We start from the raw sequence: 15,500 nt of genomic DNA on the forward strand, positions 1-15,500 counted from the left end.
TTCAAAAGTAATGTTACAATATCGGTGATAATAATCGTGAAAAGTTTTGTTTAAACCGTAACCAATGTGACTGATTTTGAATTATTTCGTCTGTTAATAATAGACTTACGTTCATATCTGATTCAAATATTTGCGTCAATTTCCAAGCAACTTCTGTATCATAGATGAACGTACTAACTTCAAAATTCAAGGCATAACTTCTAATATCTTGGTTCGTTGTACCGACCATACAGATTTCATTATCAATGATCATCGTTTTAGCATGTAAAAAGCCATTCTGATACATATAGATTTTAATTCCGCGTTTATGCAAATAGTTCGCATAATATTGTGTAGCACGATAAATAAAAGGATGATCGGGCATACATGGAATCATGATACGTACATCGATACCAGATCGAACAGCAATCAACAATGCATTGATCATACTATCATCAGGTATTAGATATGGCGTTTGGATCCAGACTGATTTTTCAGCAGATAAAATCATTTTGATGAACCCACTTTTTAAGATTTCTTCCTCTGAATCCGGTCCATCTGAAACAACTTGTAATGCTAAATCATCCAGCTGACTATCTTCAGCAATTTGAAAATAATGTTCCAAATAATCCATTTTATCTGATTCATGTTGCACAGAGGCATTCCAATCCATAATAAATATTTCTTGAAGTGAAAAAACAGAAGAACCGACTAAACGAATATGTGTATCTCGCCAATAGCCAAATTTTTTGCTCTCTCCGAGATATTGATCGCCGACATTAAATCCGCCTGTCCACCCTATTTTGCCATCAATTATAACCATTTTGCGATGTAAATGGTAGTTTAACCGGGTTTTGCTGATCATATTTTTGGAGGTAATAAACGGAGCGACTTTCCCGCCTAAAGCAACAAAGTCCGCAAAAAACTTTTTATTCGCTCCTGGAGATCCCCATGGGTCATAAACTAAATGGACAGAAACCCCTTCTTTGACTTTTTCACCAAGTAAATTTAAAAACTGATTTCCGATTCGATCATTAAAAAATGAATAATACTCAACGTGAACCGTCTCTTCCGCTTGGCGGATATCTTCAAATAAAGCTTCGAATTTTTCTTTCCCATCCGTGTAAATTTTTAAACTATTTCGTTTACTTAATGGTGATGAATCCATGTTTCTGAAGTACTTATTCAATACGCGAGCATCTGTTAGTAAATTAATATCCAATTTACCATCTGATTTCAAATTATCAGCATCGACCATCTTCTTGATCTTAGTGATTTTTTCTCGATCATGCGCCGTCAAATTAAACACTTTTTGACCATTGATTCCTCTGCCACAAAAGAGATAAATGATAAACCCAATGCCTGGTAAAAATAATAAGGTCATAATCCATGCTAAAACACTTGAAATGCTGCGAGGTTTTCTAAAAACGGTAATTAGTGCTGCTGTTGTATTTAATAACAATAAACCAACAAGTATGGTAATAAAAATCTGCATCTGTTTTCATTTCTCCCTTAAAATACGTAATATAGTGATTATAGCAAAAACTAGTGATTCATCCAACAAATAACATTAGCTTAACCAGAATTCAACAATTCGAATAAAGATTGCCCTGCCCTATTTAAATTGTTGCAATGTTGTACTATAATATGCTGAACTATTTAATTGAAAAGAGGATTAATTGTAAATGGATATCAAAATGCTTGTTACTATTTTTGTAGTAAATTTTTCTTATATTACATTGAATACCATTCGTTTTATGTTAACAATGAAAGGCTACCGCTTGATTGCTCCTTTAGTCAGCATGGCAGAAATAACAATTTACGTATTAGGACTTAGTATGGTCTTGAACCGCTTGGATAATCCGATAAATCTGGTTGTTTATGCTCTCGGCTATGCAGTTGGGATTAGTGTAGGAATCAAAATTGAAGATTATCTAGCTTTGGGCTATATCATGGTAACGGCTATCCTACCTTCTTCCACGGAACAACTCAACTTGGCAGAAATATTACGAGACCGTGGTTACGGTGTTACACAAAGCTTTGGAGCTGGCCGCGAAGGAGAGCGTATGATTTTAGAAATTCTTTCCCCACGTAAAAATGAACGTAGCTTATATAAGTTAATCAATGAAAAAGAACCTAGGGCATTTATTATTTCTTATGAGCCTAAGTTTATCTCTGGTGGTTTTTGGACGAAAAAAGTACGCAAACGTAATAATTAGGTAAAAAATACTCAAAGAAATGTCAGAAGCAAATCTTTGAGTGTTTTTTACTTTTCAAACTATAGTTTACATAATATAATTATGATCAACTATAGTTTGAAATAGTGAATATAATGTTGTTTAGGTAAACCATTTTCAAATAAAGTACTATAAATTTGGTGTTTTAAAAAGACACGTTGATTTTCATCTGTGATGTTTGCCCATAAAGAGCTTAATTCAGCTTTCATTTGATCTAGACGGACCTTCATTTCACCTGAGAGAACTTGATCTTCTAATAATGGAACGGCAAAATATAATTGATTTTCTTCGTCTCGCATCAAATCACCGGTTACGAGTAGTGCTTCTTGAAAAATATTTACTTTACGTTCTCTTGTTTTATTTCTATTTACAGTACGTATTACCTTTTGAATTTGCTGGATAAAATAATTTAGATCTACATCCCCAACTAAATTTTGCAAAGGTTCAAAAATTTGAGGCAACGCTTGCCTTTTGGAAAGCAGATTGAAATAGTTGGCTAAATCAAACGGAACCTGCTGGGCTGTGAAAATCGAGACAAATCGTAATGCATCGTTGCCCTCTTCCCTTCTCTGAAACAAAGGTAGCCCATTCGAAGAGTCTTTCACGCCAAAGAAGTAATCTCCTTGCTCCTCATCAAACAATAAAGACCAAAGCCATTCACCAAAAAGAAAATAATTCGTTCGTTTACTTTCTTGTTTCATTCCTTCTAGTAATTCTATTAGTGATTCTGGAAGGATCTGGCGGCTTTCGTTGGCATAAATTGGAAATGAAAGAGAATATCTTCTGTTCTTCCGTTCAATTAGATTGTATTTGATTAATTTATCTAGATATAGTTCTAAGTTGCTATTTGTTGGAATATCAGCTTTGATTTGACGTAGAATAATCTCTTGATCTTGACGTTCTGTGAAATAAGCTACGACCTCTTTAAAGAGTGGATCAGAGACGATTTTATCCAAAGGCTCACTCTGGTTCGTTTGAGCATAATAATAGGTTATATTTTCCATGGTTGGCTCACGCTTTCTACTTATCTACTCTTCTTCATAAGAAAAACTACAGCTGGAGTAATCAACGCCACCTGTAGTTTATTAAGTTCCTTAATCAGATGTATACTTTTAGCTAAATGCTTCAGTTAACTGAGGGACAACTTGTTTTTTACGAGAAACAACACCGTTTAAAAATGCACGGTTATTATCTAATGTTACATTGAAAGCTGCTTCTACTTTATCTAACGAATCGCCGATTACTAATAATTCAGAATCGCTATTTAAAATATTTGTCACGATCAAAACAAATAAATCATAGTCGTTTGTTGCATTTTCATTTTTCATTGCAACTTCTAGTTCTGTCTGACGAGCTAATACTTCATTCAGGTCAACTGTATTGACTTGAGCGATCCGGACATTCTTAGCACCCATCGGAAAGCTTTTAGCATCCAAATCTAATAATGTTTCAGCAGATTTGTCGCTTAAATTAGTACCAGCTTTTAACATGTCTAAGCCATAGCCATTCAAATTGATTTCAGCGATACTTGCTAGTTCATTCGCAGCATCGATATCTTCTTGTGTACATGTTGGTGATTTGAATAATAATGTATCTGAAACAATCGCTGATACCATCATCCCTGCAATTTGTTTAGGTATAGTCACATTGTTTTCTTTAAACATTTTCAAGATGATCGTACAAGTACAACCGACTGGTTCAGCACGGTAATACAATGGATCAGCTGTTTCAAAATTAGCAATTCGGTGGTGATCGACAACTGCAAGAATCGTTAAGTCTGCAATATCGGAAATACTTTGTTGGAATTCATTGTGGTCAACAAGGATCACTTGGGTTGTCTCGCCAGTTGCACTTTCTACAATTCTAGGTGCATCTACATTAAAGTAATCCAAAGCGTATTGTGTTTCTTCGCTAGGTGCGCCTAAAGCGACTGCTTCTGTTTCCTTGCCTAGTTCTTTTTGTAAGTAAGCAAAGCTGATTGCAGCTCCAATCGCATCTGTATCAGGATTTTGGTGTCCGAAAACAAGAATTTTTGACATAAAATTGGTTCACTCCTTCTTTATTCTTCATTACTAATAATAACAAAAAATAGAAAAGAAACAACAATTATTGTTGCTCTTTTCTATTTTTATAAACTATCTTGACGCATAACCTTGATAGTCATTGACATGAAGCAATTTTTTAGCATTCGCTACACGATCTTCTTTAGGAGGTTCTATCCCATTAAGTGGATAGTCCAAGCCTAATTCATCCCATTTGTATTTACCCATTGTATGATACGGCAATACTTCTACTTTATCGACATTATTCAATGTTTTGATAAACGTATCTAAACGAATCAAATACTCATCGTAATCACTACGTTCGGGAACTAAAACGTGCCGAATCCAAACCGGTTTTTCAATTTCAGAAAGATATTGGGCCATTTCCAAAATATTTTCGTTTCCTAATGACGTCAGTAATTTATGTTGCTCGTTATCGATATGTTTGATATCAAATAACAGTAAATCAGTATAGTTCATTAGTTCTTCGAATTGGCTGAAAAAAGGTTCTTCTCTTGTGAATGGTTTGCCACAAGTATCGATTGTTGTATGTATTCCTTTTTCTTTCGCTTTTTTAAACAAGTCAGTTAAAAATTCTAATTGAAGTAAAGGTTCGCCCCCGCTGACAGTGATTCCGCCTTTTTCGCCCCAATAAGAACGATATTTGATTGCTTCTTCTAAAACTTCATCGGTTGTTACTTCGCGTCCACCAGAACCGATTTTCCAAGTATCAGGATTATGACAAAATTGGCAGCGCATACGGCAACCTTGTGTAAATACGATGAAACGAACGCCGGGTCCATCAACGGTTCCAAAATTTTCTGTAGAGTGAATTCTACCGATAACAGGAGTTGTCATTGTTTGTTCCTCATTTCTTTTAAAAAAAGGGCTGACACGAGGTCAACCCTTCAGTTGTTTGTTTATTATAGTCTGTCATGTGAAGTTCTAGAGATAACATCTGCTTGTTGCTCAGGCGTTAAGTCACGGAATTTCACGGCATATCCAGATACACGAATTGTTAAGTTAGGGTATTTTTCTGGATGTGCTTGGGCATCTAATAATAATTCGTTTGTGAACACGTTAACGTTCAAGTGATAACCACCTTTATCGAAGTAGCCATCCATTACGTTACGTAAGTTATCGATTCTTGTATCATCATCTTTACCTAAACCGTTAGGGTTGATTGTTTGTGTATTAGAGATTCCATCTAATGCACTTGTATATTCTAATCTAGCAGTTGAGTTAAGTGATGCTAAAAGACCATTTTTCTCACCTAAGAATTTGCCATCTTGGTAGCTTGGGTTAGCACCTGGTGCTAATGGTTTACCAGCACGACGTCCGTCTGGTGTATTACCAGTCGCTTTACCGTAAACAACGTTTGAAGTGATTGTTAATAATGATGTTGTAGGTTTCGCATTACGGTATGTGTGTTGACGTCTGATTTGAGTCATGAAGTACTCAAGAATCCAGTTAGCCATTGCATCTGCTTCTTCATTGTCGTTACCATAAGTTGGGAACTCATTTTGAGGAACGTAGTCAATTGCTAAACCATCTTCGTCACGGATAACTTGTACATTACCGTGTTTGATCGCCATTACTGAGTCAGCAGCATGTGAAATCCCTGCAATACCAGTTGCGAATGTGCGTTGTAAGTTACTTTCCATGAAGGCTAATTGTGCTGCTTCATAAGAATATTTATCATGCATGTAGTGGATAACATTTAATGTATTTACATACAATTCAGCTAACCAATCCATAATATCTTTGTAACGATCGATAAATTCATTGTAGTCTAAAGTATCGCCAGTCATTGGACGGAACTTAGGAGCTACTTGCATTTTTGTTTTTTCGTCTACCCCGCCATTGATTGCATAAAGAACAGCTTTTGCTAAGTTAGCACGAGCACCGAAGAATTGCATGTCTTTACCCATAACTGTTGCAGATACACAACATGCGATCGCACAGTCATCTGATCCCCAGTTAGCACGTAATAAATCATCATTTTCAAACTGGATAGATGAACTTTGTTTTGCAATTTTAGAAGCAAACGTTCTAAATCCGACTGGTAAATGTGAAGAATATAACACAGTTAAGTTAGGTTCTGGTGATGGTCCCATGTTTGTTAGTGTGTGTAAGATACGGAAATCACTCTTAGTCACTAATGAACGTCCATCTAAGCCCATACCAGCGATTGATAACGTTGCCCAGATTGGGTATCCAGAGAATAATTGGTTATATTCTGGTGTACGAGCAAATTTAACCATACGTAATTTCATGATCAAATGGTCAATCATTTCTTGTGCTTCAAATTCAGTGATAAGTCCTGCTTCTAAGTCACGTTGGATATAGATATCTAGGAATGCAGAGATACGTCCGATAGACATAGCTGCACCATTTTGTGATTTGATAGCGCCTAAGTAACCAAAGTATAACCATTGGATTGCTTCTTTAGCATTTGCAGCTGGTTTAGAAATATCAAAACCATAAGTTGAAGCCATTTCTTTAAGATCAGCCATTGCTCTGATTTGTTCAGAGATTTCTTCTCTTAAACGAATCACATCGTCTGTCATTACTTTGTTACCAGTGTTGCTTAGATCTTTTTTCTTCTCAGCAATCAAGAAATCCATGCCATATAATGCGATACGACGATAATCACCGATGATACGGCCACGTCCATAAGCATCTGGAAGACCTGTGATGATTTTGTTTTTACGTGCAGATCTCATTTCTGGTGTATAAGCATCGAAAACACCTTGATTATGTGTTTTTCTCCACTCAGTAAAGATTTTAGACATTTCTACATCTACTTCATAACCATTAGAAGTCAAAGAGTTATTAGCCATGTTGATTCCGCCAAACGGCATGAATGCTTGTTTTAATGGTACGTCAGTTTGTAAACCAACGATTGTTTCTTCTTCTTTAATCAAATATCCTGGTTCATGAGACGTTACAGTTGCAGGGATATTTGTGTCCATATCATATACACCATTTTTTTCATGTTGTACTTCAAATAATTCCTGTAATTTTGTCCATAATTTGTCTGTGCTTGGTGCGATTGGCTCTAGGAAAGAATCATCACCTGTATACTCAGTGTAGTTTCTTTGGATAAAGTCTCGTGTATCTACTGATGTTTGCCATTTTTCGCCTTTAAAGCCTTTCCATTGCTCCATTTTGGGGCCTCCTTAGTACGCTGAAATCTATTGTAACAGCTTTATGTGATTAGTATAACACATCATCATTTTTATGCAAGCCTTTCCTTACTACATTCCGAACTAATTTCTGTTTTTTTTCATTAAATACTCGTAAAAAGCTTATATAACGGGATTTCTCCTTTGTGATTTAGTTAACTAATTTGGTTTTTTTATTTTGAAAAAGTAAGAAATCTGTTATAAAAAAACAGCCATCTGTACTAGTACAGATGGCTGTTTTTGCTAATTCTATAGAACAGTTTTTTCTCTTAGTTAGATGTTTCTTCTGTTTTTGGTTCTAATTCTGCGGTATGCATTTCATGGACTTCTAAAATTTCACCGTCTTGCTTTTCATCTAACATAAATGATCCATTAGATGTTCGGTCATTGATTGGATATTTTTCAGAATTAAGATTGTATTGTTTACCATTTTGCGTTGTAACAAGTAATTCTAAGGGGCTACTCTCGGACATAAATGTTACGCGATGAGGATTTTTCTTCAATTCTCTAAGAACCATCAAACCACGTTTTGCTCGTCCTAATTGTGGCAATTCTTGTGCTAACATTCGTTTGATGCTGCCTCGTTGGGTCAAGATCACGATCGGTGTATCACCGTCTTCATGAACAAGTAAGCCGTTGACAACATAATCTTGTTCTTTTAAGTTCATCGCTTTCACACCGGCTGCTTTAGCACCGACGATTGGTACTTCATCCAAAGGATAGCGTAGCCCGAAACCTCGATGGCTAACCAAGAACACGTCTAACGTTTTTTGTTCGTTTGTTAAAAAGACATTGACGATCTCATCTGATTCGGATTTTAATTTCATACAGTTTGTTGGACGACTCTTATAGGTTCTCCAAGGTTCAAAATCGGTCATTTTAGTTTGTTTGATCATACCTTCTTTCGTCATGAAAACGAATGTTTTCGTTGGTGAAAGTTCTTTATAGGTATAAACTGCAATAATCGATTCATCAATGGATAGATTTAAGATAGCCTGAGATATATGTTCCCCAATTTCCTTCCATCTTAGATCAGGTAACTCATGAATTGGACGATAAATCACATTCGCTTTATTCGTGATCAACAAAATATGGTCTAATGTATTCACTTCGCCAGTGTAAAGAAGGAAGTCCCCTTCTTTCATTCCGACTTCTTCTGGTTTGGAAGCACTATACGATCGTAAACTGCTACGTTTGATATAGCCTTCGTGGGTAACCGTTACAATGACGTCTTCTTGAGCCACTAACACTTTAGTATCGATTTTGATTTCTTGGATCTCATCTTCGATTTGCGTTAGACGTGGATTACCGTATTGTTTTTTAACCTCACGTAATTCTTTTTTCATGACATTGAATAACTCTTTTTCATCACTTAGAATTTTGGTCAACTCTGTTACTAACTGATTTAATTCTTCCGCTTCTTTTTCAAGCTGCGTGATGTCTGTGTTCGTTAAACGGTATAATTGCAATGTAACAATTGCTTCTGCTTGCTCTTCAGTAAAGGCATAAGCTTTTACTAAATTCATCTTCGCATCTTTTTTGTCTTTACTACCGCGGATCGTTTCAATTACTTTGTCTAGGATCGATAAAGCTTTGATCAATCCTGCTACTATATGCTGACGTTTTTTCGCTTTGTTCAATTCATATTGACTACGATTCGTTATGACTTGTTTACGGTGTGCGATATAGCTATCTAAGATACGTTTTAAGCCAACTTGTTGCGGAGTCATATTATCAATCGCAACCATATTGAAATTATAGTTTATTTGTAGCTCTGTATTTTTGAAAAGGTAATTCAAAATACCTTCAGCATTTGTGTCTTTTTTCAATTCAATCGCGATTTGTAGCCCAGTACGGTCACTTTCGTCACGTACTTCGGCAATCCCATCGATTTTTTTGTTTAAGCGAACTTCGTCCATTTTTTTCACTAATGTTGCTTTATTGACTTCATAAGGAATTTCAGTTACGACGATTTGTTGCTTGCCGCCTTTTAAAGGCTCGATTCTTGTTTTAGAACGAAGAATTACTTTTCCGCGACCTGTTTCATAAGCTTTTTTAATTTCTTCTTTCCCTTGTAAAATCCCGCCTGTCGGGAAATCTGGTCCTGGAATAAATTCCATCAGTTTATCCAACGGTGCATTTGGATGATCGATTAAATAGATCGTACCATCGATAATTTCCGCTAAATTGTGAGTAGGAATTTCTGTAGCATAACCTGCCGAGATCCCTGTTGAACCATTCACGAGTAAATTGGGATATTTAGCAGGTAAAACAGTGGGTTCTTTTTCTGTATCATCAAAGTTCCAAACGAAATCGACTGTTTCTTTTTCGATATCTTTTAAAAGTTCACCACTCAACTCAGACAAACGCGCTTCGGTATAACGCATCGCAGCTGGCGGATCACCGTCCATACTTCCGTTATTTCCGTGCATTTCAATTAAAACTTCACGAAGCTTCCAATCTTGACTCAATCGAACCATCGCTTCATAAATACTACTGTCACCATGGGGATGGTAATTCCCCATGATATTTCCGACAGATTTTGCAGATTTTCTAAAGCTTTTTTCAAAGGTATTACCATCTTTATTCATGGAAAATAAAATTCTACGTTGGACAGGTTTTAACCCATCACGAATATCAGGTAGGGCCCGTTCTTGAATGATATATTTGGAATATCTTCCAAAACGATCGCCCATTACTTCTTCAAGCGTTAATTCTTGAATATCTTGGCGTTTTTCCAAATTCGTCACTCCCTACTCTAAATCAAACAAACTGATTTCTTCTGCATCTGCATTTTTACGTTCAGCTTCTTCTTTTTTTTCTTCATCTAATACTTCATTTGAAATGGATGGAGAGATTTCTGTTTCCCCATCTTTTCTATCTAAAATGCTGCCATCTTCTTCCAACGTAAATTGGACATGGCGCTCAATCCATTTTCTTCTTGGTTCTACTTTATCCCCCATAAGAGTCGTTACACGGCGTTCTGCTTGAGCTGCATCATCTATTCTAACTCGGATCAACGTACGTGTCTCAGGGTCCATTGTGGTCTCCCACAGCTGATCTGCATTCATTTCCCCTAGTCCTTTGTAGCGTTGGAGCATATAGCCTTTGCCAACTTGTTCTGTAACGTTAGCTAATTCTTCATCTGTCCAAGCGTATTCTGTGACAGCCTTTTTACCAACACCTTTTGATACTTTATAAAGGGGTGGTAGTGCAATATAAATTTTGCCAGCTTCGATCAATGGTTTCATATAACGGTAAAAGAATGTTAACAACAAGACTTGGATATGGGCACCATCGGTATCCGCATCGGTCATGATGATGACTTTATCGTAGTTACAGTCTTCAACTGAAAACTCAGGACCAACACCTGCACCGATTGTATAGATCATCGTATTGATTTCTTCATTTTTCAGAATATCCTGCATCTTCGCTTTTTCAGTATTCAGAACTTTTCCTCGTAAAGGTAAGATCGCTTGGAATTTTCTGTCGCGGCCTTGTTTAGCTGAGCCGCCGGCAGAATCTCCTTCGACTAGGTATAATTCATTTCGTTTGGGATTACGTGATTGGGCAGGGGTTAATTTACCGGATAAAAGAGACTCCCCTTTTTTGCGTTTTTTCCCGTTACGACTTTCTTCACGCGCTTTCCGTGCTGCTTCACGCGCTTCACGCGCTTTGATTGCTTTACGAATCAACTGTTGGCTCATTTCGCTATTTTCTTGGAGATAAAAGCCCATTTGCTCACCAACAACATTGTCTACTGCATTACGAGCCATTGGTGTCCCAAGTTTTTCTTTCGTTTGACCTTCAAATTGTAATAGGTTTTCTGGCACTCGGATCGATAATACCGCAGCCAATCCTTCACGGAAGTCGCTACCTTCAAGATTCTTATCTTTTTCTTTTAGCAAACCGACTTTTCTAGCATATTCATTGTACGCTTTTGTCATTGAAGATTTCATACCAACTTCATGGGTACCGCCATCTTTTGTCCGGACATTATTTACAAAGGAAAGAACATTTTCTGAATAACCATCATTGTATTGATATGAAAGTTCTACTTCAATACCGTCTTTTTCACCAGAAAAATAGACAACAGGTGTTAATGTATCTTTTTCTTCATTAAGATACGCTACAAACTCCTTGATCCCTTCGTCATAGTGAAAGATCTCTTCTTTTGGTTCTTCTCCTCTAAAATCTGCTAAGGAGATTTTTACTCCTTTTAGTAGGAACGCGGACTCTCTTAAACGTTCAGCTAGTGTGTCATATGAAAAATGTATGGTCGAAAAAATCGTATCATCTGGTAAGAAAATCACAGAAGTACCATTCTTTTTAGTTGTCTTACCAACTTTTTTCAAGGTCCCAACAGGTTTACCACCGTTTTCAAAGCGTTCCATATATTCAACGCCATCGCGGACAATACGGACTTCTAACCAACTTGATAGTGCATTAACCACACTGGCACCTACACCATGAAGTCCTCCAGAGGTTTTGTATCCACCTTGACCAAATTTACCGCCGGCATGGAGAACGGTGAAAATCACTTCTACAGTCGGGATACCAGATGCATGCATCCCCACAGGCATTCCACGACCTGAATCCGTTATTTTGATGCTATTATCTTTTTGAATCGTCACGCTGATTTCATTTCCGTAACCGGACAATGCTTCATCGACAGCGTTATCGACGATTTCATAGACTAAATGATGTAATCCACGGCTGTCTGTGGAGCCGATATACATTCCTGGTCTTTTTCTTACAGCTTCCAATCCTTCTAAAACTTGAATGGAGGCGTCATTGTATTCATTGTTTACTTTTTTCGCCAAAGAAAAAACTCCTTATACTTGAATTATAGGGCGCTAGGCCACATCATTACAATAATACTCTAAAAGCTCTCAAAAAAAAAGAGCTTTCCTATTCGGTAACTCTTTCTTAAAATTATGTGCATCTATTTTGGCATTGCTGCTAATTCAATTTTAATGCAACGATTCATTATAATAGCATTTCTTCCATCATTTTTCAACATTTCAGCCGCTTCTTGATTTTCTAATCCTAACTGCGCCCAAAAGACTTTAGCATCTGTTTCTAAAAAATCTTGTGCAACTTCTGGTAAAAATTCACTGCGACGGAAAATATCGACAATGTCGATTGAGCCAGGAACGTCTTGTAATGTCCCATAAACTTTCTCTCCGAGAATTTCTTGACCAACTAATAGTGGATTTACGGGAATGATCTCATAGCCGTATTCTTGTAGTAATTGTGCTATTTTGTAGCTGGTCCGGTCTTCTTTTGCACTTAAACCAACAACGGCAATTCGTTTGGCCTGTTTTAGATACTCAAAAATTTGTTCTTGTGATGGGTTTTCTATTGGCATTTTCGTCATCCTTTCCGATTTCTCTCTCTTTCATTATACAACGAATATTTAATTATTGTTAGCTGTTTCTATTCATGATAAAATAAATGCTAGTTTGAACAGAAAGAGGTTACTCTATGAAATTCTTTGTGCTATTGATTATCGCGTATTTATTAGGTTCTATTCCTTCAGGTGTTTGGGTGGGGAAACTGTTCTTTAAAAAAGACCTACGCCAGTTTGGTAGCGGTAATACAGGAACAACCAATACGTTTAGGGTTTTGGGAAAAAAAGCTGGTGTTGCTGTTTTGTTGATGGACATTTTAAAAGGAACTTTAGCAACTTGCTTGCCACTATTGTTTTCTTTACATGTTAATCCGCTAGTTTTTGGTGTTGCTGCCGTTTTAGGGCACACATTTCCAGTTTTTGCCAATTTTAAAGGGGGGAAAGCTGTAGCAACAAGCGCAGGCATGCTTTTAGCTTACAATCCAGCATTTTTTGTTTATTCTGCCTTAATTTTTATTATTATGTTATACATTACTAGTATGGTAAGTTTGACAAGCATGATTAGCGCTGTGTTGATTACTCTTTCAACCGTTATTCTACCATTTGCTATTCCAGCAATTTTGCCTCGATTTGATTGGTTGTTGACATTGATTGCATTAGCTCTAACGATTTTCATTTTCATTCGACATAAAGAGAATATTCAGCGAATCAAAGATGGAACAGAAAGTCGTGTCCCGTTTGGACTCGGCTCAAAGAAATAAACGATTAAAACTCAGACAAGAAGCTCTTCGTAACTTCTTGTCTGAGTTTTTTTATTGGTCCTATTTCGCTGTAAGCGTATATTGTGTTTTAAAGATATCTGAGGCAGCTAAGGTATTGATGCCTTTTTTATCGACTAAATTTCCTGTCGCATTCACTTCATCCGCTATACCACACCACGGTTCAATACAAACGAATGGCGCTTCTTGTGGATAAGGAGACCAAATCCCCACGTAAGGCATGTCAGTATAGCTTAAACTAATACTGTGAGCTCCCTCGTCTGTTTCAATCGTAAAAGCGTTTGCTCCTTTTGTTTCAAAAATAATGGCATCCTCGTTAAATAATTCACGACGAATATCAAGACTTGTATTTGTTTGTCCTAATGTTTTATGTTCAAAATCTGCAAATGGTCCAGCTAAAGGAATTTGAGTGCGAGATTTTTTGGGCGAAAAGCTTAGATAATAATCATCAAAGGTTAGTCCTGATTCCAATGGAACGTTAAATGCTGGATGGCCACCAATTGAAAAGTACATGTCGCTTGCTCCAGTATTTTCAACTTGATAACGTACCACTAAATTATCCTCTTCTAAAAGATAGGACAGAATTAATTCAAAATCGAATGGATAAACTTTTTTGGTTTCTTTATTGCTTTTCAGTGATAATGAGACTAGCTCAGTACCATGCTCGATCACATTGAAAAGGCTATCTCGAGCAAAGCCATGCTGACTCATCGGATATGTTTGGTTTTGGTAGGTATATTGATCGTCTTTTAGGCGACCAACGACAGGAAAGAGCACTGGTGCATGACGTCCCCAAAAGGCTGGGTCACCTTGCCAAATATATTCAATGTTATTTTTCTTTGATTTCAAGCTGATTAATTCTGCCCCATCTTCTGCGATTGTCGCAATTAGAAATTCATTTTCAATTTGTACCGTCATATCCGCTGCCTCCTACTTGTTATCTTTTTCCAATTCTTTGATAAATTGTTTGTTTAAAACTTTTAAATAGGTCCCTTTCATTCCTAAAGATCTTGATTCAATAATACCAGCTGATTCTAATTTTCTTAAGGCATTCACAATCACTGAACGAGTAATTCCAATCTCATCAGCGATGCTAGAGGCTGTTAACCGACCTTCTTCTCCATCTAAAGCTTTAAAAATCGCTTGGACTGCTTTTAGTTCGCTATAAGATAAGGTATTGATCGCCATTTGTACAGCGGTTGCACTACGGACGTTAGCTTCGATGTTTCTTGATTGTTGATAGAGAATCTGCATTCCTACAACTGTGGCACTATATTCTGCTAAGACTAAGTCTTCATCATCAAAGGACTGTTCAACCCTTGCTAAGATAATCGTCCCTAAACGCTCACCAGCACCAAACATTGGTACGATGGTCGTCAGACCAAAAGGATATTTTTCACGTAACTCAACTGGAAAAGCAGTTAAATCACTAGTAATTGAAATATTAGCTTCGGTTTTCATTAAATTATCAGCAGCATCTGTGTAGCTTTGCGGAAAACGTTTTTCCTCGAACATATGCTTTACACGCGCATTATTAACATCTAATTTTTCGTTGTACCCTAACAATACCCCTTCGTTACTAATAATATAGGCATTACTGTCCAAAACATCGCCCAAAATTACCGCCATTTTATCGTAAGGTAAATCAGCTTTTTGATCAAATGTATTTTTCTGTTGTAAAAGTTTGTTGATTTGACGCGTTTTTTCTAATAAAGTAGTCATTTTTACTCCTCCTAATTTAAAAGCGTAGCGGGCTCGTTCAGCCTTGACAGGAAAATAGGAAAAATTGATTAAGACGCTTTTTGTCTCACTCCATTTTTATCTTTTTCCCGAAACCTTCAATCCTTGGAGCTTTAGCTCATAGGAATCGATGAAATCGAAGCAGAGCGTAGTGCTAGCCCGTGTAGCTAGATAGTTTTAAA

The 15,500-nt window shown here is 36.8% G+C and carries 12 protein-coding genes; 2 read left to right on the plus strand and 10 right to left on the minus strand.

What is annotated here, in order from left to right; translation table 11 throughout:
- Positions 1-13 precede the first annotated feature (13 nt).
- Positions 14-1,474, minus strand: coding sequence for a cardiolipin synthase (gene cls / locus ATZ35_RS13300; protein WP_208927658.1), 1,461 nt, complete (start codon positions 1,472-1,474; stop codon positions 14-16).
- Positions 1,475-1,664: 190 nt separating this feature from the next.
- On the opposite strand from cls, the gene ATZ35_RS13305 reads away from it, so the two are divergent.
- A complete protein-coding gene (locus ATZ35_RS13305) occupies positions 1,665-2,198 on the plus strand; it encodes a DUF2179 domain-containing protein (RefSeq protein WP_208927659.1) in 534 nt (177 codons plus the stop codon).
- Between the two features lie 89 nt (positions 2,199-2,287).
- Here the strand turns inward: ATZ35_RS13305 and ATZ35_RS13310 are convergent, their stop codons facing one another.
- From ATZ35_RS13310 to ATZ35_RS13340, 7 genes are all read right to left on the minus strand, one after another.
- Positions 2,288-3,220 carry a DUF1803 domain-containing protein gene (locus ATZ35_RS13310; RefSeq protein WP_208927660.1) on the minus strand — a complete coding sequence of 311 codons (933 nt, stop codon included), beginning with the start codon at positions 3,218-3,220 and terminating at the stop codon, positions 2,288-2,290.
- A 108-nt stretch (positions 3,221-3,328) separates the two neighbouring features.
- On the minus strand, positions 3,329-4,255 hold the full coding sequence (locus ATZ35_RS13315; RefSeq protein ID WP_208927661.1) for a manganese-dependent inorganic pyrophosphatase: 927 nt from the start codon (positions 4,253-4,255) through the stop codon (positions 3,329-3,331).
- A 96-nt stretch (positions 4,256-4,351) separates the two neighbouring features.
- The gene (pflA, locus tag ATZ35_RS13320) at positions 4,352-5,116 is read right to left on the minus strand and encodes a pyruvate formate-lyase-activating protein (RefSeq protein ID WP_208927662.1); all 765 of its coding nucleotides are present in this window, start codon (positions 5,114-5,116) and stop codon (positions 4,352-4,354) included.
- A 65-nt stretch (positions 5,117-5,181) separates the two neighbouring features.
- Positions 5,182-7,428, minus strand: coding sequence for a formate C-acetyltransferase (gene pflB, locus ATZ35_RS13325; protein ID WP_208927663.1), 2,247 nt, complete (start codon positions 7,426-7,428; stop codon positions 5,182-5,184).
- A gap of 287 nt (positions 7,429-7,715) precedes the next feature.
- Positions 7,716-10,187: a DNA topoisomerase IV subunit A gene (gene parC / locus ATZ35_RS13330; RefSeq protein ID WP_208927664.1), complete on the minus strand. Its 2,472-nt coding sequence runs from the start codon at positions 10,185-10,187 to the stop codon at positions 7,716-7,718.
- A 12-nt stretch (positions 10,188-10,199) separates the two neighbouring features.
- Positions 10,200-12,269, minus strand: coding sequence for a DNA topoisomerase IV subunit B (gene parE, locus ATZ35_RS13335; RefSeq protein ID WP_208927665.1), 2,070 nt, complete (start codon positions 12,267-12,269; stop codon positions 10,200-10,202).
- A gap of 122 nt (positions 12,270-12,391) precedes the next feature.
- Positions 12,392-12,817 carry a CoA-binding protein gene (locus ATZ35_RS13340; RefSeq protein ID WP_208927666.1) on the minus strand — a complete coding sequence of 142 codons (426 nt, stop codon included), beginning with the start codon at positions 12,815-12,817 and terminating at the stop codon, positions 12,392-12,394.
- Between the two features lie 116 nt (positions 12,818-12,933).
- Here ATZ35_RS13340 and plsY point away from each other — a divergent pair, with 116 nt between their 5' ends.
- Positions 12,934-13,560, plus strand: a complete 627-nt coding sequence (plsY, locus tag ATZ35_RS13345) for a glycerol-3-phosphate 1-O-acyltransferase PlsY (protein ID WP_208927667.1) — start codon at positions 12,934-12,936, stop codon at positions 13,558-13,560.
- A 60-nt stretch (positions 13,561-13,620) separates the two neighbouring features.
- Here the strand turns inward: plsY and ATZ35_RS13350 are convergent, their stop codons facing one another.
- Positions 13,621-14,496 (minus strand): aldose 1-epimerase family protein, encoded by an 876-nt coding sequence (locus tag ATZ35_RS13350; protein WP_208927668.1) that lies wholly within the window; start codon positions 14,494-14,496, stop codon positions 13,621-13,623.
- Between the two features lie 12 nt (positions 14,497-14,508).
- A complete protein-coding gene (codY, locus tag ATZ35_RS13355) occupies positions 14,509-15,300 on the minus strand; it encodes a GTP-sensing pleiotropic transcriptional regulator CodY (protein ID WP_208927669.1) in 792 nt (263 codons plus the stop codon).
- Positions 15,301-15,500 lie beyond the last annotated feature (200 nt).

Origin of the sequence: Enterococcus rotai, assembly GCF_001465345.1 — a bacterium.
Classification (GTDB): Bacteria; Bacillota; Bacilli; order Lactobacillales; family Enterococcaceae; genus Enterococcus_L; species Enterococcus_L rotai.

Excerpts from the sequence above, each read along its gene's own strand:
- cls (WP_208927658.1), bottom strand. The coding sequence starts at position 1,474 with ATGCAGATTTTTATTACCATACTTGTTGGTTTATTGTTATTAAATACA.
- ATZ35_RS13305 (WP_208927659.1), top strand. The coding sequence starts at position 1,665 with ATGGATATCAAAATGCTTGTTACTATTTTTGTAGTAAATTTTTCTTAT.
- ATZ35_RS13310 (WP_208927660.1), bottom strand. The coding sequence starts at position 3,220 with ATGGAAAATATAACCTATTATTATGCTCAAACGAACCAGAGTGAGCCT.
- ATZ35_RS13315 (WP_208927661.1), bottom strand. The coding sequence starts at position 4,255 with ATGTCAAAAATTCTTGTTTTCGGACACCAAAATCCTGATACAGATGCG.
- pflA (WP_208927662.1), bottom strand. The coding sequence starts at position 5,116 with ATGACAACTCCTGTTATCGGTAGAATTCACTCTACAGAAAATTTTGGA.
- pflB (WP_208927663.1), bottom strand. The coding sequence starts at position 7,428 with ATGGAGCAATGGAAAGGCTTTAAAGGCGAAAAATGGCAAACATCAGTA.
- ATZ35_RS13340 (WP_208927666.1), bottom strand. The coding sequence starts at position 12,817 with ATGCCAATAGAAAACCCATCACAAGAACAAATTTTTGAGTATCTAAAA.
- plsY (WP_208927667.1), top strand. The coding sequence starts at position 12,934 with ATGAAATTCTTTGTGCTATTGATTATCGCGTATTTATTAGGTTCTATT.
- ATZ35_RS13350 (WP_208927668.1), bottom strand. The coding sequence starts at position 14,496 with ATGACGGTACAAATTGAAAATGAATTTCTAATTGCGACAATCGCAGAA.
- codY (WP_208927669.1), bottom strand. The coding sequence starts at position 15,300 with ATGACTACTTTATTAGAAAAAACGCGTCAAATCAACAAACTTTTACAA.